Origin of the sequence: Paenibacillus sp. KS1 (assembly GCF_001680695.1) — a bacterium.
Classification (GTDB): Bacteria; Bacillota; Bacilli; order Paenibacillales; family Paenibacillaceae; genus Paenibacillus_B; species Paenibacillus_B suaedae.
Genome location: NZ_MAIS01000043.1, coordinates 14,706 through 36,203, shown reverse-complemented (window position 1 = coordinate 36,203; position 21,498 = coordinate 14,706). Strand labels below are relative to the sequence as shown.

Below are 21,498 nucleotides of genomic sequence, written 5' to 3'. Positions count from 1 at the left end.
CTCACCCTCCGTGCTTAGAACTGCGTTCAGACTGAATGGGCGGTGGCTCACTTCCAATCTGGTTGCGACTGAAGTGATACCAGTCATTGGCCTCCTTCGTCATATCACGCCCGCCTTCATTCATCCATTCCGACACGTATCTGTCGAAGTCCTCAAGTGGTCGATTGCCAAGAATAATGTCGATGAGCATATCATTCTTCTTCAACAATAACGGTGCATATCTTGTCATCGCCGGTGTCGGCAGCGAACGGAAAGCGCTCGGACGTGCATGCATGGATGTAAATCGAAGATTATCGTACAACTGGTATTGAATTCCTAACGAATCCAGCCGGGATCGAGTGTAATCCTCATCAGGCATATCTGCCAAATTAGCATAAAGTCCGCGATAATGATCCTGATTATGGCGCTCCATATTGGTCACCCTCTTCCCCTCCTTCCAAGCCCACACGTCTCCCTCGAATCCAAGCTTGAGGGTATCCCTCCCCTCCTCGCCGATATAGGTAAGCAGCTTCAGCACCTCCACCGCGTGAGAGCTGGTAGCAGGGATTACTTGATAGCTTCGTACTTGAGGCAGCGCAAAGGTTCCACTTCCTCCAGGCCCCTTCGGGAAAGGTAGGGGGATCCATTCTGCACGCGGATCCCGCGCCTTGCTCCTCTCCAGCACACCGCGGGTATCGTACCATGTTCCCGTGAACAGACCCAGCTTCCCATCCACAACCTGCCTCTCCAGTCCACGCTGTGTTTGAATCGGGAACAATGGATCTACGAGCCCCTCCTGAACCATCGTGCGCATGAAGGCAAGGGCCTCCTTCATCTCTGGCTGCACATTGGAATATACGAGCTGGCCATCCCGTTCCATCCATTGATTGAGCTGCACATCATATGCACCGAACCACGGTGAGGTGCGGCCCAACTCTTCAATGAAGCTGGTACCATAAATATCGTGCAACCCATTGTCGTCCGAACGGAGCGAAGTAAAGGCACGCATCACATTTACCATCTCCGCAAGAGTAGCTGGTGGTTCAAGTCCGAGCTGTTCCAGCCAATCCTTGCGAATATACATCATCTCCTGCCCCCTTCCCTCATGCAGGCTCGGAATCGCATATATCTGGCCGTTAAAGGACACCTGTTCCCACACTTCAGGAGGAATCCGTTCCTTCAGCTTTGGCGCGTATCGGGCAAGCAGGTGGTCGAGCGGTGTTAGCATCTGCTTCCGTGCGTAAAAGGAGACCCAATTCGCATCCGTAATGCTGATCAGGTCTGGTATATGGTTCGACATCATCATGACACCGACGCGATCCTCATACCGATGTGATGGGGGGATGATCACTTCTACTTGAAGACCCGTCTTCACCTCGATGTCGGTTACATACGGATTGTCGTTCTCCGTCAACGGTTCTGGGAACCCTATGCCAAGACTATTCAATACAACCGTAACCTTAGGCAGCAAGGAACGCTGTTCCGCCACCTTCGACTGTCCTACCTGCCCACTGCATCCGATCAGCAGCAATAAGCATACAGCTCCTGCCATCATCCCGCCTTTCTTGTACACAAGAATCGGTCGCAGCACAACAGCTAACCCACTCGTTGTAAGCGTATACATTTCGAACAGCATGACTCTAATCCTGCTCGCCTCTCCCCGATGCTTCATCCACATACTTGCATTCCCCTCTCCATACCTGACCTCCATCAATCTGGGCGGAAGATTATACCTACCTGCTTTCCCTTAATCATACAGAAAGGGCCTATCAGATTGTACTCTCTGATAGGCCCTTTTTTTCATCTATTTATTCTTCTTCGGACAGACGCTTCAAATCACTGACATGCTTGTCTAATCGGCTGTATCCATCAACAAGCACCTGAATATCCATATGCTGCTGCTCCATATTCGCCAGCACCTCTTCCACAGAGGCCATATGCTCCTCCGTGCTGTTCGTAATCGTCACAACACCGTGTGCCATATTGGAGTACTGTGTCTGAAGGTCGCGAACGGCTTCATGCATCGCTTCCGACTGACGGTTCACCTGGTCGGTGTTATCCGTAATCGTACGCATAATCTGCTCCACTTGCCCCGTAGCCTCTACACTGGATACGACGGCAGATTGTCCACGCTGTACCTGCTCTGCTGCGGCACTGATCTGAGTTCGTATCGTTTCCAATATAGTTGCAATATCCTCAGTCGCTTTCTTCGCATGGTCAGCCAGCTTGCGAACCTCTCCCGACACCACTGCGAAGCCCTTGCCATGCTCGCCTGCTCGCGCAGCTTCAATCGCCGCATTCAAGGACAGCAAAGTTCGTCTGTGCGGAAATATCACTAATGGTACTGACAATATCGCCGACCTGCTCCGTCTGCGCATTCAGTGCGTCCATCACTTGCACAGTCTGTTCCACTGTACGCTTCACACGGTTAATCTCACCGACAAGGGTGTCAATCTGACCACTGCCCTGCTCAGCCAAGTGCAGTGTAATTGATGCAACCTGCTCCAATTGATTCGTTCCGTTCGCAACGTGACTAACGGAGCGCTCCACGGATTCCACAGAGCTTCCGATATGCTGCAGGCTAATCGTCTGCTGTTCGAAGCCTGTCGATATTTGCGCGAATGTCTCTGTAACTTCACGCGAGATCGTTCCTGTCGATTCTGCACGCAGCTTCTGCTCATGACTGAATTCATTAAGCATCGTAACCGAAGATTGAATTTGTCCAAGCAATTCTATCGCCTGCTCCTTCGATTTCAGCGCTTCCGTTCCCCGTTCCGCCACTTGCCGCTGCAAGTTCTGACTGAACACCGCCGAAGCACTGAGTGCAATCGTCACGAAGAGCAGATACATAAGCAAATAGAGGAGCGGCTCTCGCGTGAACAGCTTCTCATTCAGGAATGGATCATAGAATACGTACACCGTCATTATCATACTGACTACGCCGGTAAAGACGATAGGACGATAATTCTGATATAAAGTCATCAAGCTGATTACGACATAGAATAACAAATACGTGCTGAAGATCGGATTCGGATCCGACTTCATCAGCAGCAGGACAAGCGAACACAGAAACACCGGAATTAAGTACATCACATACTTTACGCCAATGCGCTTATAGGTTAAGAACGTCGCTAATCCACAAGCCACCGCGCCAAAACCAATCAGCACATACAGCATGGTCCCGACAATACCTGCAGCCAAATCCCCGATGATTCCAATCGCAAGCATTGTCCATATGATCTTGACAAACAGGCGGTTGCGCCTGTCAAGAATCGTTAGTTCATTCACGTCATCTACCAACTTTCTATGTATCGAGTGATCGTCGTTAACAGCTTGTCTAGTCAGTTCGTTAACCATTCCTTAACATTTCTGCATTTCCGTTAACTTCAACACCTTATTATATCGGCTAACAGGTGATAGGAATTGAGTGAACTTCCACTTGTTCCTGTTCTGGGATTAACCAGTCGAACTTGGCTGGATTCTGCCAGATTGCACCGACATGAATAAGAGTAGGAATGACATCGTCCCCCTTATAGAACATCTTCTTTCCAACCTTGCGCATTGGTACATGGAATGATACGCGCAGCGCACGCGCGAATACCGGTTCCAGCAGACAAGCGCATTGCAAGATCCCATGCTTGCGCGAGTAATGAACGATTGAAGATAGCAGCCGATCGATATTATGACCACGATGTTCCTTCAGCAAAGCTACCTTGTCCACTTCAGCCACTTGCTCTGGGGCGTTCATCACCTCCGGCTGTTCCGCGAACGGAGCGACCTCGTTCAACATACGCGCACTCTCACTGTACAGCTTCAGTTCGAATGTTCCTACAGCAACCCCTGCCTCGTTGAATACGATGACCTGTTCCAATGGATGTGCAGCGGATTCCAGTTCAAAGCCCATCTCCTTCCAGACTGTTGTCCAAATGGATCGATACAGCTGCACCTGTTGTTCGCTTTTCACCGAAATATGCATTTCCCTGTAACTCCTTTATGTAAATATTTATATAATTTGTTATCGGTCACAGGTAAAGGAATGATTACACAAATCTTTTTTCAAAAAACCTTGAAAACAGAGAGTTATTTTCTGAAATCACACTTCTCTGTCTCATTGTAAAAACGATCGCATGTAATGCCAACTCCCTATTTCAAAATTCGTTCCAACGACCCAATTATATATGAATATATACTCATATTTTTCCGGTTTGGTTGCAGTCTATGCCGCTATCCAACCATCCTCACGGCTGCAACTTTACATTTGTCATAAATGTAAACCTCCTATATACTTGTAACAACGTTAATTTAGACACAATCCATTCGTAATCGGAGCGATTTATAGATGTCACAATCCAAAGTAACTCAACAACATATTGCCGACGCGCTGAACTTGTCCCGCAATACCGTATCGAAGGCGTTGAACAACGATCCTGACATGCGCGATGACACGAAACGCCGCATCATGAAGAAGGCCGTCGAGCTCGGCTATACCAAATTCCATCAACTCGAAGCTGCGGAAGGAATCATCTCGACCAATCGTATCGTGTCCCTGCTTACTCATTCTGACTATATGGGCAACCACTATTGGTCTAGCTTCATCAAAGGGCTGAATACAACCTTGAAAGAAGCTGGCTACTCCCTGGCGATGACGATTGTTGACATGGAAGAAGAGCGCGAACAGAAGCTGCCTTCTCTATTCGTGCAGCAGCGGCCTGCTGGCGTTATTATGATCGGCCCCTTCTTGAGGGAGTACTATGAGCTAATCGAACGTTCAGGCATTGCCTCGATGTTCATCGATACGTATGCGGACTTCAACTTCGGCATGCTGGGCAGCGATATTATGCTCGTAGACAATGCCCATAGCGTATATGCCCTAACGCAACAACTAATTGCACGTGGACATAAGAAGATCGGCTTTGTAGGCGATATCGGCTCCTGCCTCAGCTACCGCGAACGGTGGGAAGGCTTCAATCGTGCGCTGTCTGAAGCAAGGCTCAGTGTCAATGAATCTTGGTGCATCATCAACTCCATGAAGCGTCATTATTTTAATGAAGAGGAACTGTCTGCAGCCTATTCCCGGATGGAGGATAAGCCAACGGCCTTCGTATGTGTGAATGACAATATTGCTGTCGACTTCATGCAAATTGTGAAGGCAAGCGGCATGCGCGTACCTGAGGATATCTCCATTACCGGATTCGACAACATCGCCGAATCGGTGCTTGTTCATCCCGCCATCACGACCGTGCATGTACCGAAGGAAGAGCTCGGCATGCGCGCCGGGGAACAGATCGTATGGCGTATTGACCATCCGCATCGTCCGAAGGAGCTTATTCGCATCGGCGTGGAGATAGAATGGCGCGATTCAGTACACAGTCTGATATAGTTTACATTTGCACATCTACATTCGATATGTAACACGTTTTTGCACATTATTTGCACGGTAAATGCACAATATTTACTTGACATTGTAACCTTAGTGTTTTACTCTTTAGTTATTCGGAAACGCTGTCATTGCGTTTCGAGAGACAATTGACACATGCTGTGTTACAAGTTCAGTTGACATTGCACACGACATCAATAAAGAACAAGGCTCTCACCTATTCTTTTGGTCTCAACATCTGTCACCTGCACTTGAACAGCACAGGTTTCATACTTACTACGCAAAGCGAGGTTTGCATCATGAGCCAAATTAAGATCATCGGTCCAGATATTCCGAACATGCCTTGGGAAGAACGTCCTGAAGGACATCGCGACGTATTGTGGCGCTACAGCCAGAACCCAGTAATTCCACGCGATTTGCTGCCTAACTCGAACAGTATCTTCAATAGTGCTGTTGTTCCGTTCGAAGGCGGATTCGCTGGCGTATTCCGCTGCGACGATCGCAATCGCTACATGCGCTTGCATGCTGGCTTCAGTAAAGACGGCATTAACTGGGACATCAACCATGAGCCGCTTACATTTGAATGTGACGATCCGGAAATCGGCAATTTCATCGAAGGCTACGACCCACGCGTATGCTGGATCGAAGACCGCTACTATGTAACTTGGTGCAACATCTACCACGGCCCAACAATCGGCGTGGCATACACATATGATTTCAAGACATTCCATCAGCTCGAAAATGCATTCTTGCCTTACAACCGCAACGGAGTTATGTTCCCGCGCAAAATTAACGGCAACTATGCAATGGTGAGCCGTCCGTCCGATACAGGCCATACACCATTCGGCGACATCTTCTACAGTGAGAGCCCTGATATGGAATTCTGGGGTCGTCACCGTCACGTAATGGCTCCCATGGGCGGATGGCAGAGCAAGAAAGTTGGCGCAGGTCCAATTCCAATCGAAACAAGCGAAGGCTGGCTCATGATCTATCATGGCGTCCTGAACTCCTGTAACGGATTCGTATACGCATTCGGCGCAGCGATCCTCGACCTGGATGAGCCTTGGAAAGTAAAATACCGCAGCGAACCATACTTGCTGCAGCCTTCCACATTGTACGAGTGCGTAGGCGACGTGCCTAACGTTGCATTCCCTTGTGCATCGCTTGTGGACGCAGCAACAGGACGTATCGCGATTTACTATGGCGCAGCTGACACGGTTACTGCTCTTGCATTCGGTTATGTTGATGAGATTATTGAATTCGTGAAGAATAATTCTCGCGTGAAGTAAGATATACTGTAAGCAAAGACTGCTGGGAGCAGCACCGACTTACAGGGCTCTTCCTTTCTTTGCAACCCCTATACCTATGATCAAAACCCCCTTGCATCTGATCGCAATAAGCGGCCAGCGCAAGGGGGTTTTGTGCAATAATGTGCAATAAGGAAGTCTACGATTATTTAGAATGTACAGTCTTACACCATCGCACTGCGCAATTGCTGCACGTAGCGCCATCGAATGACGAAGAAGTAAATGATTTGAACTACTGTGAAGCTAACGAGCACTTTAATTGTACTTTCCCCCACAGAGAAGTGAACCAACTGCTGCAGCGCTGCAAATGCAACCCCACTATGCAAGATTGCGATGAGAAGCGGCAAAAAGAACATAACCAGCAGCTGTCGTGTCACGACGCGATTCAGTTCCTTGCGAGTCAACCCCATCTTGGACAGCATCTCGGTCTGCTGCTGATCCCGACTGCGATCCGTATATAATCGGAAGTATAAGAAGCTTGCGGCAAAGGTGAAGAACACCACACCAATGAGTACGCTCACGAGCAGCAGTAATCCATTTGCCTGCTTGGCCGCTACCCACTGCGGATACAGCGCCCTGAACTGAAACTTCATGGATTCGCTCTGTTCTCCTTCTTGATCTGCGTTCAGTTGCTTCATTAGCTGTTCTGTTGTATCCCCAAGCTTACTCCAATGCTCTACCGCAAATCCATATACCGTATAGGATTCCTGGCCAGACTCATCCCGATCAGGTATCTGCTCATAAGCATCATCCGTTACCACAACAAGCCGAATGATCCCATAATCCTGCGGCAGCACTTGATGAGGTACAGCTTTCATAATTTGAAAGGCATATCGAGTAGTGTCTTCTATCAGTTGGACAACTTCTTCGAATCCTTCTTTACTATATACTCGTTCCCCTATGACTGAAGTCGGTACAAGGAACGCTTCATTATCAGCGGTAATCGCTTCTTGCTCATATCCAAGGGCTGTCGCCAGCTTGTTATAATCGGACAACTTCATGAGCGTGACATCATTACCTGCAAATTTCAAAGTAGCTGCGCCAACTCGATAAGGCAATTGTGATTGTTCCAATTTTTGTTTAATCAGACTTACATGGTCCTGTTCCTGCTTATTCCCTTGATACGAATAATACGTAAATGCATACGGGTTCGTCATCTCCGCTAACCCTTGATTGCCGATTGCCGTACACGTACCAATCGCAGTAAATGCAACCGCCGAGATTACAGCAACGATAAAGAACAAGCGTGAATTATCCTTCAACCGATATCCCAGTTCAGAGAGCGTCAAGAGATTCGTCTTCTTGAAATACAGCCGCTCGCTCCGCTTCAACATTCGCAGTGCAAATACCGCGAATTGCGTGAACAGAAAATACGTCCCGACTACAGTCAGCACCACCCCTGACAGGAGTACAAGGAACGAATACGTGATGCCTGTTGCAAAGGAAAACACCGTCGCATAGCCCGCTCCGACGAGCAAGACGGCTAGCACCGACAGTCCTATCGACGCCTTAGGTTCAGGCTTCGGCTTGTCCGATCCCTTGAGCAGATTAATGAGTTGATGCACCCTTACCATCCGAGTAGTCACGATCGATATCAGCAGGAAGAGGATCAAGAATGCGATAAACGTTGTCCCTATCGCCTTCAATGGTACATAAAACGTTAAGCCTTTATCAATCGCCAGAAGTTCAGATATCCCGGAGAGGATCAATTTCGAGAAAATGACACCCAACAATACGCCTGCCACAATGGAGGCGCAGCCAATCAGCATATTTTCCATGAACACCAGCTTGCGGAACTGCTTAGGAGACATTCCATGTATGATGAGAATGCCGAATTCCTTGTTCCGTGTCTTAAGAAACGAGCCTACCGAATATAAGATGAAGAAGAAAGAAAACACGATCAGCAGAACCTGCGACACACGCAGTCCCATCATCCCGAGTTCGCTTAGTGTCTCACTGGAAGATCGAATCTTGCCGTTCAAATCGGGATGGAACAAGAGCAAAGAATAGGTGAAGAACATCAGTACCGAGAAGGTACTGCTCCAGAAATGAGCAGCGTACATTCGCTTGTTGCGAGCAATATTATGAATAGCTAGTTGTGAGAACGTCATTCGGATTGCCTCCCATCACGGACAGCACGTCCATTATGCTGCGCATAAACATGGTCTGACTGCCTCTTCGAATAATTTCATGATGCAGCTGACCATCCTTAATGAAGACAACGCGATCACAATAGCTTGCCGCCATCGCATCATGCGTAACAAGCAGCATCGTCGTCCCCTCCTCCTTGTTCAGCTGATACATCGTATCCATCACAGCTCGCGATGACTTCGAATCCAGGTTTCCAGTCGGCTCATCCGCCAGCAGCAGCTTCGGCTGGTGAATAATCGCACGTGCGATAGCTGCGCGCTGGGCTTGCCCTCCAGAAATCTCGTAAATTCGCTTGTTCAGCAATGCAGTAATGCCAAGCCTCTCTGCCAGCGCATTCGCCTTGCGGTGCAATTTCTCCACTTCTACCCCGTCCAGTGTTAAGGGAAGTACGATATTTTCCTTGACGGTCAGCGTATTTAATAGATTAAAGGATTGGAATACGAATCCGAGCTCGCGCCGGCGGAATAGAGCCAGCTTCTCCATAGATAATTGGAAGGGATTATTGCCATGAATCAACACTTGGCCAGACGAAGGCGCATCAATGGTTGCAATCATATTCATTAAAGTGGTCTTCCCGCTTCCGGAAGGCCCCATGATGCCTACGAATTCCCCCTGCTCAATACCTAGATTTATATTGGACAAAGCCTGATAGGCTACCTTTCCTTCATAGGTCTTACTTAAGTTCCTCACTTCTACCATTGTCATTTTCGATTCCACTCCTGTTTACGAGATTATATTCATCCTGCATATTGTTCAAAGCCATAATCGAGCAATTCTCTCGCATCTGTCCAGACGCTATTCGAACCGGAATGCAGAACAACTGTAATCATTCGGTGATCATTGCGCTCGGCAGCGGAGACTAGACAGTATCCGGCTTCATCGGTGAATCCTGTCTTAATGCCTGTCGATCCTTCATAATAATATTCGCTCTCCTGTTGCAGCAGCCGGTTCCGATTCGTATACGACTTCATGATCTTCTCCATATCTGCGGACACGAGCTTCACATCAGCAGTAGTTTGGCCTACAATAGTGCGGAACACTTTGCTCTTCATCGCTTCCTTCGCAATAACAGCCAAGTCATGTGCTGAACTATAATGGTTCGCATCGTGCAATCCATGCGGATTCATAAAGTGCGTGTTGCGAAGGCCGAGCTCCTCTGCCCGATCATTCATGCATTGAACGAACACGCGGATCGCTTCTTCCGTATCCAAGGATGCATCGGCGCGCACCTGACGTCCCAATTGAACGGCGACCGTTCTCGCCGCATCGTTCCCGGACGGCAGCATCATCGCTTCCAGCAAATCTTTCCACGACAATTGCTGCCCGAAGCGCAGCCCTGCCGAGCTCTCCCCCGGCTTGGCAAGCAGCACCTCCTGCCCTACGGTCACCTGTTCCTTCATGTCTGCCATCTCGATGGCGAGGAGCGCGGTCATCACTTTGGTCGTGCTGGCCGGTGCGAGCCGATCATCAGCATTCATCCCGTATAGAATTTCACCTGTATCTTGATTGATGACGATCGCTGCCTGGGCATCCAGGCTTCCTGAAGCAAATACATTCTGCCCAGTTACAGTGTGCACGCTATCAGACACTACTTTATATATCTTTTGTTTGATTTGTCCTGAGTAAGGTTGCAGTATGAACCAAATACCGGCAGCGGCGATGCAGCCTGTGAACAGCCATCTTTTCATATTCAATCTCACGATTATCCACCCTTATCCTGTTATCATGCATTCGCATATCTTCCCGTGATAGGTATCAGGATAACCGAATGGACTTAATAATGTGCTAAGCAGAAATGAAGAAAAGTGAATGAAAGATGAAGAAAATATGAAGAAGACGGTATAAAGGTTATGTGGAATTTATACCATATGCACTAATCTGATTAATTCTAGACCTTAGTAGGGGGGATTAATCGGCTCGAACAGGTATAATAGACATATGATTGTGAAATATGTAACATATCGAGGAGGTATACCTTATGAAACGCAACATCTTAGCCGCTGTTCTCATCTTGGGAGGAAGCCTCTTGCTTGGCAATACCGTATACGAGGGACTCGCAGATGCGGGAGAGACAGAATCCGGCACAGCATCAGCTCACGACATGCAACAACACCATATGGAACAATCCCATATGAGTGATTCCCCTATGAATGATTCTCGTATGAGTGAATCCCGAATGAGTGAATCTCGTATGGGCAATACAAACAGGGATGTATCACCACGTCACGAATCGGGCAACTCCCATATGTCGAAGTACTCCAGCCATAACGACAACTGCCATAACGAAGCATAAGTAGAACAATAACCGAAGGCTCACCTGCCTTCGGTTATTGTTCATACAATGGAGGCACGGAGCTTGGAATCTCAACGACAAAGTAAGTGCCTTCCTGATTGCTTATCGCTTCAATTGTTCCCCCATGCAGCTCTACAATCGTCTTGGATATAGCAAGACCTAGCCCAGAACCGCCTGAATGCTCCGATCTTGATTTCTCCACACGGTAAAAGCGATCAAAAATATGCGGCAGATCATGAGCTGGTATAGGCTCGCCGCTATTGTGCACAGAGATCATAATTCGAGCCCCCCGCTTGCGGAGAAATATTCCCACTGCAGATCCACGCGGCGCATAGCGCATCGCATTGGTAAGCAGGTTGTCGAATACACGCACCAGCTTATCTGGATCCGCCTCGACCCAGTACTGATCCTCATCGCTGTGCATCGAGATGGTCAGACCCTCCTGCTCCATCGGGTAACGATAGTGTACACACAGCTGACCAGCCATCTCTACAATATTAAGCGGCCTCGTATGCAGCGTCATCCCGCCGTTCATGCGGGTATATTCGAACAAATCATTAATCATGACGTTCAGGCGCTGAGCCTTCTCATAAGCAATATTCGTATAATGCCGCAGCTCTACTTCATCCCTATATCGATCCTGCTCAACCAACCCTAAATAGCCCATGATGGAGGTAAGCGGTGTGCGAAGATCATGCGATACGCTTGTAACCAGCTCATTTTTGGTACGTTCGGCAAGGCGCTCCTCTTCCAGCGACAGCTTAATCTGTTCGGCCATACGATTAATGTTATCCGCAAGCCTGCCAATTTCATCATCCGTGGAGACGGTGCAGCGGGCATCCAGATTGCCATCCGCCATACGCTGAACCGTTGCTGTAATTTGCTCCATATTTTTAATTAATTTGCGATTCAGTAAAAAATAGATACCGACGAACAGCGCCAACCCAACGACAATGAGCGGTACAACAACTCCGAACATTCGCTCCAATGCCCGAAACAAACTATTAAGCAGATCGATATGCAAGTAAGTGTACATAAACAGAGCAAGACCGAGCATGAGGTAGGCTGTTATCAATGCCAATATAATGCTTAGCATGAAGGTGAACAGCATCTTCCATCGAAGGCTACTATACCATGGTGTCTTCAATCTTATACCCTACTCCCCATACGGTCTGAATGAGTTTGCCACCGCTTGATTCCAGCTTGTCCCGCAGCTTGCTGATATGAACCGCCACCGTATTGTGCGATCCATTGAAGTTCTCTTTCCATACTCGTTCGTACAGCTCTTCCGCACTGAATACTCTTCCTGGGTTGCTCGCCATTAAGTAGAGAATATCGAATTCCACACTCGTTAAATGTACTGCTTGTCCATCCACCTTCACCGAATGGGTCGACTTATTAATGTCCATCGTCTGAATGCGAATAACATCCACCGGCTGCGCTTGAGACTGAAGCTGCGAATTCAATAAATAAGCACGGCGGAGCAGAGATTTTACGCGCGCTACCAACTCCAATGGATTGAACGGCTTCGTCATATAATCATCCGCACCTGTCATAAGGCCCATGATCTTATCCATATCTTCCGACTTAGCGCTCAGCATCATGACTGGCGTCGCTTGGTTCTCCCGAATTTTGCGGCATACCGCAAGTCCATCCAGCCTCGGCATCATCACATCGAGAATGACCAGTTCGATAGGTTCATGCTGAAGGATGTCCAATGCTTCCACACCATCGTATGCCTTATGCGTGCAATATCCTTCATTTTTCAAGTAAATATCGATTAAGCCAGCGATTTCTTTATCATCGTCGACAATTAATATATTTGTCACACCCATTACCCTCCTGCTTCCACTATCAACATTGTTGGCACTAGCATACCGTTAAATACCGTCCCGGTTCAACGGCAACCACTAGCAGCCTGATCTCCTGTTTACATGAATCCACGGAAAAATTCCAGGAAACGCTGCCCTTCAGTAACATTGTGCTTCATAACCGCATACGTTCTTGCGGTAGGCAGCATCAATTCCGAGCAATCCACCTGAAGCAATCTTCCTTCCGTACGTTCACGGCGAATCGTAATCTCAGGCAAGAACGAAATACCAAGCCCTTCTTCAATGAACCTCTTCGTTACATGAACTTGGGTAACAAGCATTGTGCGCATGTATCGATATCTCGTCTGCAGCTCCTGCATAAGCGGCTCCCAATATTCAGGATGATTATAAGTGAGCAGCATATGATTCGCCAGCAAATCTCCGAGCTGGAGCGGAGAAGCCGTCTCTGCATCATGCCCATCATGCGGCGCGACAAGCACCACCTCATCCTCCCCCAATATATCACAGGTAAGCCGCGCATCACTTGCCCACATTCGGGATAATCCGAGATCCACCTGATCTTGCAGCACCGCATCGGCAATTTGCTTCGATTCCAGTACCTGAACTTGAACCTCTACATCAGGATTAGCATGCACATAGCGATTCAAGACATGTGGGATGAGATATGCCGCTACAAGCGGCGATACCGCCAGATTCAATCTGCGAGTATAGCCCTGCTTGAAGCGATGCAGCTCCTGCATACCTTCCTCATGAACGGACAACAGATGTTTCGCATGCGGAAGAAATCGCCGGCCTTCCTCGGTCAATTCTACTCTGCGTCCTACTCGTTTAAATAAAGGCGAGCCCAAATATTGCTCCAACTGCTTGATCTGGATCGTTACCGTCGGCTGCGAGATGAACAATTCCTCCGAAGTGCGACGGAAATTCTCATGCGCAGCAGCGTGCACAAATGTTTGTATCCATTTCAAATCCATCGTCATCGGCTCCCTATTGATTAAGATTCCCTATTAAATCAATAAAAACGTTTCAATATTTTTAATCAGACACCATGTATATAATAATACATATTAAAGGAGGAGGGAAATGATGGTTGACAAGGGGTTAAAAGGTGTTGTTGCAGCAGAAACCGAATTGAGCTTCATTGACGGCAATGCCGGTATATTGCTATATCGCGGATATGATGCTAAAGAACTTGCCATTCGGCATTCCTTCGAGGAAGTTGCTTACCTACTCTGGTATGGCACACTGCCAAGCTCAGCAGAATTGCAATCCTTCACAGCGGCTTGGGTGCGCTGCAGACAGCTGCCTGAGCCTGTCATCCATTGCTTGAACCAGCTTCCTTCAGACATGAACTTGATGAGCCAGCTGCGAACCGCAGTTTCTGTACTAGGAACAACTGTATACGAAGGGGCTCCACATATTGAACAAGCGATGGCGTTAACGGCGATGATGCCTGCTATCATCGCGAACTTGTATCGCAAGCAACAAGGGCTGCCTATATGGGACTCGATACCGAGTAACGAATCTCTAGGCCATGCAGCCCATTATCTATATTTGCTGACAGGCGAGGTTCCGACCGATATCCATGCCAGCGCGTTGGAAACGTACATGATCCTTACCATGGAGCATGGACTGAACGCTTCCACCTTCACCGCTCGCGTTATCACATCCACAGAGTCGGATATGGTATCCGCTTTGACGGGGGCGCTTGGGGCGATGAAGGGGCAGCTTCATGGCGGTGCTCCTTCAGGTGTAACGGAAATGCTGGAGGCGATCGGTACGGCTGATCGAGCGGAAGACTGGCTGCGTGAACAGTTGGAGAATCGTAGTCTGTTAATGGGCTTCGGACACCGTATATATCGGACACGCGATCCAAGAGCAGAAGCATTGAAAATGCGCATTGCGAAGATGGAGGAAAGTGACCATTGGCTCGATTTGGCTCAGCTCGTCGAGGATACTGCTGTACGACTGCTCGCTGAATATAAGCCTGGGCGCAAGCTGTATGCGAACGTCGAGTTTTATGCAGCTGCCATTATGCGTGCAATCGGATTGCCTAGTGAGTTGTTCACACCAACCTTCTCGGCAAGCCGTACCGTCGGCTGGACCTCCCATATGATCGAACAGGCGAAAGACAATGTCATCTACCGTCCCGATGCCAAGTACATTGGCTCGTTTCCCACTACTGAGCATGTATCGTAATGAGTAAACCTTAGGTCTCTTATCCTCGTTTTTATACATTTATTAGGTGCCTCTTCGTCGGATCGGAAATAATCAGACGAGCAGGCACCTCCTTTTTTATCCGAAACCACGTAATTTATCCAAAAGACGAACAATCATAAATTTGTACCATTTCCATTATCCAATCCCATTTTGGCAGATCAAACCCATCAGAATATGGTTTAATTAACCAACGTAACTTTTAAGCACCTTATAGCTTGTCCTCTTCATATAGACATTTTCCGATGACACCCCAAGCACAATTCCCTAGTTATTATCATAATTATTTGAAATACGCCCGTATAGAGCGCGAAAAATGTCCTCTCTTGAAATACATACCAGCCACTTCAAATTGTTAAAATTTTTCTATAAAAAGGTTTTATGGCCATAAAAGATTATATTAATGTAATAAATTTTATCACCCTGTGTAAAATCTTCTTTTACGGATGTGGGCGTTTTTGCGACAAATCGTATTTCAAAAAGCGCACATTGTCAGTATAATGTGTGAAAAGTGTTCCTATATTGCAGAGAGGTTAGGTGTAATCCCATGGAAACCATACAACGCGAACAAACAGAAGTACTTAACCCATACGAAATCGTTAAGAAGCAAATTGATGCAGCTGCAGCTAAATTGCAATTGCCCGAGCATGTCACCGAATTACTGAAGAGACCAAAGCGTGTTCTTTCCGTAAACTTCCCAGTTAGAATGGACGACGGCTCAATTCGTATCTTCGAAGGCTATCGCTCGCAGCATAACGATGCAGTAGGACCAACAAAGGGCGGCATTCGCTTCCATCCGGATGTAACACTTGACGAAGTTAAAGCACTCTCCATGTGGATGACATTCAAGTGTGGTGTTGTTGGCTTGCCATACGGCGGCGGCAAGGGCGGCGTTATCGTGGACCCACGCACACTCAGCAAAGGCGAGCTTGAGCGTCTCAGCCGCGCATTCATGGAGGCAATTGCTGACATCGTAGGACCAGAGCGCGATATTCCAGCTCCAGACGTATATACAACACCTCAAATTATGGGTTGGATGATGGACACATACAGCCGCTTGCGTGGACACAACTCGCCAGGCGTTATTACAGGCAAGCCAATCATCATCGGTGGTTCCCTTGGACGGAACGCGGCGACTGCTCAAGGTTGTGTGTATGCAATCCAATCTGCATTGGAAGACATTAAACTTCCGATGGAGAACGCAAAGGTAGCCGTTCAAGGCTTCGGTAATGCTGGACGTATTGCAGCTCGCCTGCTCACAGACCTCGGTGCAACAGTAGTGGCAGTCAGCGATTCCCGTGGCGGTATCTACGATGCAAACGGCCTTGATCTGGATCGTGTAGAGCAGTTGAAGGACGAAGCAACGATCCTCGATTACGGCGCAAGCTACCATATCAGTAACGAGCAGCTGCTTGAGCTGGATGTCGATATCTTGATCCCGGCAGCATTGGAAAATGTCATTACACAGGAGAACGCTCCACGCGTCAAAGCACGCATCATTGCGGAAGCAGCAAACGGACCGACAACTCCTGAAGCGGACGCAATCCTGAACAAGAACGGAACGATTGTTATTCCTGACATTTTGGCAAATGCCGGCGGTGTTACAGTATCCTACTTCGAATGGGTACAAAACCTGATGAACTACTACTGGAGTGAAGAAGAAGTTCTGGAGAAGCTCCAAGTGAACATGGTGAAATCGTATAATGCCGTTCGTGATCTGGCGAAAGAATACGCTACAGATCTTCGTACGGCAGCGTTCATGATTTCACTTCAACGCGTTACTGAAGCTATGCGTGCAAGAGGCTGGGTATAAGCCATTCTAAGCGCTAAAGGTCAAATGTATCCTTACTCTTCAACATAAGTTCAGCCCTCTCCACTTCCAGTCGGAAGCACGAGAGGGCTGATTCTGTATATTGGACACATAAAAACTCCATTTTCATGAATTGAGTATATTCTTTCCACATACACTATCAACTATATTTTTCTAACCGCCTGCATTCCCTCACCCAGCCGTCTTGTTGGTAAGAATGGGATCATGGTCTATAATGTAACGTGTAGCACGATACTGACACAAAAGGAAAACATAAATCATGAATGCTAAGCGTACCAATAAGCGCCGTTCCCGTTTCATTCCTTTTCGAATGACAAGGGATATTATAGGGGTGTGGAAATATGCTTACCGTCCTTTTCTTCTATTTGAATTGGTGTACAAACTACTGACGATTGGCGTATTCATCCCGCTTCTATCGATACTTTTCAACAAAATACTAGATGTCGGGGGCTTCAATGCGGCCGCGAATCACGATCTGCTCCGCTTCGTGTTCAGCAGATACGGCCTACTCAGTCTGCTGCTCATGGCCCCCATTGCCATGATGCTCATTTACACGGAGTTCGCTGCTCTCGTCTATATTGCCTATTACGGTATTCAAAAGAAACGCGCACGAATTAGGCCTGTGTTGTTCAAAGCCCTCTCTCGATTGCCAGGCTTATGGCGCATTGGGATATTCGGTCTGGCTCTTTATTTGCTGCTGTTGTTCCCACTGCTTGATGCCGGCATTGGAGGATCACTACTGCCTAGTGTAGCGATACCGAACTTTATTACCGGTGAGTTAATGAAGACAAGTATCGGAACCATCGTCCTAGTCATTGTCGCGCTGGTCGTTCTCATTCTGAATCTGATTTGCATTTATGCCCTGCCGATTATGGTATTGGAAGGCAAGAATCAATTCTGGAATGCTGTCCGCAAGAGCGGCCGATTGTTCTGGCGCAGCAAGTGGTCATTAGTTAGAGCCGTGATTGAATGGGTCATTATCTTCTTACTCCTATTCATTCTCCTGATCTGTCTTCTCATCCTAGTGGGGCTTCTGCTTCCTGATGTAGATAGCGAAGGGGCTGCCATAGCTATTACGCTTGGCATTACACTCAGCCTAGGCTTGTATATTGCAACGCTAGTTATGACACCATTGTTCATTACCGTCATTACACTGCTCTATGTGCGTTATCAAGGTCAAGACCAGGTGAACCTTGATACAGACGGAGTCGATGCCACTGTCTGGGAAGGTCGCGACATGCAGCGTTCACTTGTGCGGCGCTATCGCTCTGCACTGGCGACATTCGGACTTCTTATTCTTATCGCCATCGGCTGGGGGGCAACGACCTTATTGACCGATTGGGGAGAGGCTAATGATAAATTCATCATCATGGCTCATCGCGGCGATGTGACTGCCGGTGTGGAAAATACAATGGGCGCTTTCGAAGGCGCCATTCGAACAGGGGCTGACTATATCGAGCTTGACATTCTTCAGACGAAGGATGGCAAGCTGGCAGTTATCCATGATGAGAACTTGAAGCGGTTATCCGGAAAAAATGTGAATGTGTTCGACCTTACACTCGCTCAGTTGCAGCAAATTCCCCTGCGCGCAGGGGAATTCCGTGACTTCGCGCCTTCCCTCGACGAGGTACTCGAGCGAACGAAAGGGAAAATCAAGCTCAACGTGGAACTCAAGACACATGGTCATGAGAAGAACTTGGTCTCTACCTTTGTCAACACGATACGCAAACATAAGGCAGAACAACAAATTATTGTGCAAAGCCTAGATTACGAACTGGTTCAGAAGGTGAAGAAGGCAGCACCGGATCTGACGGTCGGGTATGTCATATTCGCCACCTTCGCTCCGCTTAATCGCTTCGAAGCAGATTTCTTCGTTGTCGAAGAATCATTTGCCCGACCAAGACTCATTCGCTCAGCGAAAATGAGCGGCAAGCCCATTTACGTCTGGACGGTCAATGATACAGAGAGTGTAGAGCGATTCTATACCCTTGGAGCTGACGGTATCATTACAGACATTGCTACTGATGCAAAAGAGACCATTAATGTACTGCACAAGGTAGAGAGCGAGGAGCAATAACAAGAACAAGAAGGCTCCATTCCCATTTACACACAAACACCCGGTAAAGAAGCGAAATCCGCTTACCTACCGGGTGTTTTTCTTATCTCTATTTGAACGATTTGCCTATCAGTCCTGCAGCTTCTCTCGTACGGACTGCAGTTTCTGAGCAACCGAGGACGGCTTGTCTCTGCGGTCATCGATTTTTAACACAGTTGACACACGCTGTGCTCCTGCCTCAAATGGACTTTCATGAAGTGCCTGCACCGCTGCGAGCAATCGATCCAATGGCCCCTCAATGATGGTTCCCATCGCAGTTAGCTCATAGGTTATGCCCTCAACACTCTCCAGCGCCTTCTGCATTCCCGCCACGTAACTGCTCAAGCTTGTAGAGCCTGTGCCGACTGGAATTACAGTAATCTCAGCTATCGCCATATACGTTCATCCCTTTCTTGAACCTATCCCCATCATATCCCTTCACGAAAGGGAGCTCAATACGATTCCTACAATAATTATCTCCAACTACCTTCTCCTATGGATAGAGGAGAACATTCGAAGGTTCGTTCCCATCCAACCTAGCTCAATCCCGAAATAGACCCATTTGCGTCCACATGGATGCGCTCAGCAGCAGGCCGTGCCGGCATTCCCGGCATCGTAAGCACTTGCCCCGTGTGCACCACGACAAATCCAGCTCCAGCAGATAAGCGAACATCCTTCACTTCAACAGTGAACGCCTCTGGTGCACCAAGCAGGCCTGCTCGATCGGAGAAGGAATAAGGCGTCTTCGCCAAGCATACAGGCAGGCGGCTTGCTCCAAGCTGCTCCAGCTTGCGCAGAGCACGCTTCGCCGCAGGCTGATAATGCACACCCGCACCGCGATATATACGCGTAACGACGGCTTCTATCTTCTCCTCAATGGAATACTCATCCGGGTACAGCAGCTGGAATTGCGATTCAGCATCAGAGGAATCGGCCAATTCGGCAACATACTGCGCCAATGCGCGGCATCCTTCGCCGCCATTCTCCCATGCTTCAGACAGGATCGCACGCACTCCCGATTGTGTGCACAACTCGATAACCGCATCCAACTCGGCAGGGGAATCTGTCGCGAATCGATTCACAGCGACAACCAGTGGCACGCCGAACTGCTTTATATTTTCAATATGACGCTGTACGTTCACGAAGCCAGCACGAACCGCCGCCACATTTTCGCTGGCCAGCTCCTGTTTGGATACGCCACCGTTATATTTCATTGCCTTCACCGTAACAACAAGCACGGCTGCCGACGGGAACAAGCCTGTCTGGCGGCACTTAATATCCATGAATTTCTCCGCACCAAGATCAGCGCCGAAGCCCGCTTCCGTCACTACATAATCCGCCAGCTTCAACGCAAGGCGAGTAGCACGAACACTGCTGCAGCCGTGCGCAATATTCGCAAATGGGCCGCCATGCACCAACACTGGATCCCCTTCGCCTGTTTGCACCAGATTCGGATGAATGGCATCCTTCAGCAATGCACACATCGCTTCAACTGCATTCAAGTCCGCAGCAGTAACTGGCTCATCCTCTTCGTTGAATGCCACTACAATGCGTCCTAGGCGGCTGCGAAGATCATCCATATCTTCCGCCAGGCATAGAACCGCCATAACTTCTGAAGCAGTCGTAATCATGAATCCATCCTCACGAACAACGCCATTGCCATCTCCAAGACCAACGACAATACTTCTAAGGGCACGATCATTCATATCGACTGCCCGCTTCCATATGATTCGGGAAGGGTGTATTCGCAGAGCGTTCCCTTGATGGATATGGTTGTCTAACAATGCCGCGAGCACACTATGTGCAGATGACACCGCGTGAATGTCACCGGTAAAATGCAAGTTAATATCCTCAGCCGGCACGAGCTGCGCCTTGCCGCTGCCCGTGGCGCCACCCTTCATTCCCATGCAAGGGCCAAGCGAAGGCTCCCGCAATGCCGCAACTGCCTTATGTCCAACTCGATTCAGACCTTGGGTCAATCCAATCGTCGTCAATGTCTTCCCTTCACCAGCCGGTGTCGGATTCATTGCTGTTACGAGAATGAGCTTCCCGTTCGGCCGATCGGCTACGCGATTCCATACATCCTGTCCAAGCTTGGCCTTATACTTCCCGTACTGCTCCACATCTTCTTGCGGAATGCCCAATTGCGCTGCAACATCTACGATTCGCTTCATCGTCATGCCCTCTCCCCCTGTATCCGGTCGTGTTCCAACTTGAGAATAGTTAGTGTCCATTCCTGGTAAACATATCATCTTCATTATACACGTCCAGCCTGTTGCGTACATGTACGTTCCTCACAACGGAAATAAAGGCAGCAAAAGTACATGACAAAAGTGCATCGCAAAAGCACATCGCAAAAAGGCCTGCTTGCGCAGCCCTCGCAATTTGCGTGGGCTTCACAATAGCAGACCCTATA

General features: G+C 48.4%; 18 protein-coding genes. 6 read left to right on the top strand and 12 right to left on the bottom strand.

Annotation, left to right across the window (positions count from 1 at the left end; all coding sequences use genetic code 11):
- Window position 1: 1 nt before the first annotated feature.
- The 4 genes from BBG47_RS15610 to BBG47_RS15600 form a co-directional block, all read right to left on the bottom strand.
- Window positions 2–1,657: an extracellular solute-binding protein gene (locus BBG47_RS15610; RefSeq protein ID WP_083189340.1), complete on the bottom strand. Its 1,656-nt coding sequence runs from the start codon at window positions 1,655–1,657 to the stop codon at window positions 2–4.
- 130 nt (window positions 1,658–1,787) lie between these two features.
- Window positions 1,788–2,330, bottom strand: coding sequence for a methyl-accepting chemotaxis protein (locus tag BBG47_RS30740; RefSeq protein WP_254659835.1), 543 nt, complete (start codon window positions 2,328–2,330; stop codon window positions 1,788–1,790).
- Window positions 2,266–3,336, bottom strand: coding sequence for a methyl-accepting chemotaxis protein (locus BBG47_RS30735; RefSeq protein ID WP_254659834.1), 1,071 nt, complete (start codon window positions 3,334–3,336; stop codon window positions 2,266–2,268). The genes BBG47_RS30740 and BBG47_RS30735 overlap by 65 nt, the downstream gene beginning before the upstream one ends.
- 49 nt (window positions 3,337–3,385) lie before the next feature.
- The gene (locus BBG47_RS15600; protein ID WP_065292446.1) at window positions 3,386–3,955 is read right to left on the bottom strand and encodes a hypothetical protein; all 570 of its coding nucleotides are present in this window, start codon (window positions 3,953–3,955) and stop codon (window positions 3,386–3,388) included.
- A 363-nt stretch (window positions 3,956–4,318) separates the two neighbouring features.
- Here BBG47_RS15600 and BBG47_RS15595 point away from each other — a divergent pair, with 363 nt between their 5' ends.
- Window positions 4,319–5,359 (top strand): LacI family DNA-binding transcriptional regulator, encoded by a 1,041-nt coding sequence (locus tag BBG47_RS15595; protein WP_065292445.1) that lies wholly within the window; start codon window positions 4,319–4,321, stop codon window positions 5,357–5,359.
- 296 nt (window positions 5,360–5,655) lie between these two features.
- Complete coding sequence (locus BBG47_RS15590) at window positions 5,656–6,645, top strand: glycoside hydrolase family 130 protein (RefSeq protein WP_021256311.1); 990 nt, start codon at window positions 5,656–5,658, stop codon at window positions 6,643–6,645.
- A gap of 182 nt (window positions 6,646–6,827) precedes the next feature.
- Here BBG47_RS15590 and BBG47_RS15585 read toward each other — a convergent pair whose 3' ends face one another.
- The 3 genes from BBG47_RS15585 to BBG47_RS15575 are packed head-to-tail and all read right to left on the bottom strand — an operon-like array spanning window position 6,828 to window position 10,514.
- The gene (locus BBG47_RS15585) at window positions 6,828–8,774 is read right to left on the bottom strand and encodes an ABC transporter permease (RefSeq protein WP_065292444.1); all 1,947 of its coding nucleotides are present in this window, start codon (window positions 8,772–8,774) and stop codon (window positions 6,828–6,830) included.
- Window positions 8,746–9,519, bottom strand: coding sequence for an ABC transporter ATP-binding protein (locus tag BBG47_RS15580; protein WP_065292443.1), 774 nt, complete (start codon window positions 9,517–9,519; stop codon window positions 8,746–8,748). The genes BBG47_RS15585 and BBG47_RS15580 overlap by 29 nt, the downstream gene beginning before the upstream one ends.
- Window positions 9,520–9,551: 32 nt before the next feature.
- Entirely contained in the window at window positions 9,552–10,514 is a 963-nt protein-coding gene (locus BBG47_RS15575) for a D-alanyl-D-alanine carboxypeptidase family protein (protein WP_065292442.1), read from the bottom strand.
- A gap of 278 nt (window positions 10,515–10,792) precedes the next feature.
- On the opposite strand from BBG47_RS15575, the gene BBG47_RS15570 reads away from it, so the two are divergent.
- Entirely contained in the window at window positions 10,793–11,107 is a 315-nt protein-coding gene (locus BBG47_RS15570) for a hypothetical protein (RefSeq protein ID WP_065292441.1), read from the top strand.
- A gap of 34 nt (window positions 11,108–11,141) precedes the next feature.
- Here BBG47_RS15570 and BBG47_RS15565 read toward each other — a convergent pair whose 3' ends face one another.
- From BBG47_RS15565 to BBG47_RS15555, 3 genes are all read right to left on the bottom strand, one after another.
- Complete coding sequence (locus BBG47_RS15565) at window positions 11,142–12,254, bottom strand: sensor histidine kinase (protein WP_065292440.1); 1,113 nt, start codon at window positions 12,252–12,254, stop codon at window positions 11,142–11,144.
- Entirely contained in the window at window positions 12,235–12,942 is a 708-nt protein-coding gene (locus BBG47_RS15560) for a response regulator transcription factor (RefSeq protein ID WP_036667607.1), read from the bottom strand. Before BBG47_RS15560 ends, BBG47_RS15565 begins: the two co-directional genes overlap by 20 nt.
- A 95-nt stretch (window positions 12,943–13,037) precedes the next feature.
- Window positions 13,038–13,913: a LysR family transcriptional regulator gene (locus tag BBG47_RS15555; RefSeq protein WP_065292439.1), complete on the bottom strand. Its 876-nt coding sequence runs from the start codon at window positions 13,911–13,913 to the stop codon at window positions 13,038–13,040.
- Window positions 13,914–14,025: 112 nt separating this feature from the next.
- Between BBG47_RS15555 and BBG47_RS15550 the strand changes: the two genes are divergently transcribed.
- The 3 genes from BBG47_RS15550 to BBG47_RS15540 all read left to right on the top strand — a co-directional run bounded on the left by BBG47_RS15550 (window position 14,026) and on the right by BBG47_RS15540 (window position 19,064).
- Window positions 14,026–15,138 (top strand): citrate synthase/methylcitrate synthase, encoded by a 1,113-nt coding sequence (locus BBG47_RS15550; RefSeq protein ID WP_083189339.1) that lies wholly within the window; start codon window positions 14,026–14,028, stop codon window positions 15,136–15,138.
- A 565-nt stretch (window positions 15,139–15,703) separates the two neighbouring features.
- Window positions 15,704–16,969, top strand: coding sequence for a Glu/Leu/Phe/Val family dehydrogenase (locus tag BBG47_RS15545; RefSeq protein ID WP_021255732.1), 1,266 nt, complete (start codon window positions 15,704–15,706; stop codon window positions 16,967–16,969).
- Between the two features lie 277 nt (window positions 16,970–17,246).
- The gene (locus tag BBG47_RS15540; RefSeq protein WP_065292437.1) at window positions 17,247–19,064 is read left to right on the top strand and encodes a glycerophosphodiester phosphodiesterase; all 1,818 of its coding nucleotides are present in this window, start codon (window positions 17,247–17,249) and stop codon (window positions 19,062–19,064) included.
- 108 nt (window positions 19,065–19,172) lie between these two features.
- Here the strand turns inward: BBG47_RS15540 and BBG47_RS15535 are convergent, their stop codons facing one another.
- Together BBG47_RS15535 and BBG47_RS15530 are read right to left on the bottom strand one after the other, a co-directional pair.
- Window positions 19,173–19,478 (bottom strand): MTH1187 family thiamine-binding protein, encoded by a 306-nt coding sequence (locus tag BBG47_RS15535; RefSeq protein WP_021255730.1) that lies wholly within the window; start codon window positions 19,476–19,478, stop codon window positions 19,173–19,175.
- 140 nt (window positions 19,479–19,618) lie between these two features.
- Complete coding sequence (locus tag BBG47_RS15530) at window positions 19,619–21,256, bottom strand: formate--tetrahydrofolate ligase (RefSeq protein ID WP_065292455.1); 1,638 nt, start codon at window positions 21,254–21,256, stop codon at window positions 19,619–19,621.
- Between the last annotated feature and the right edge of the window lie 242 nt (window positions 21,257–21,498).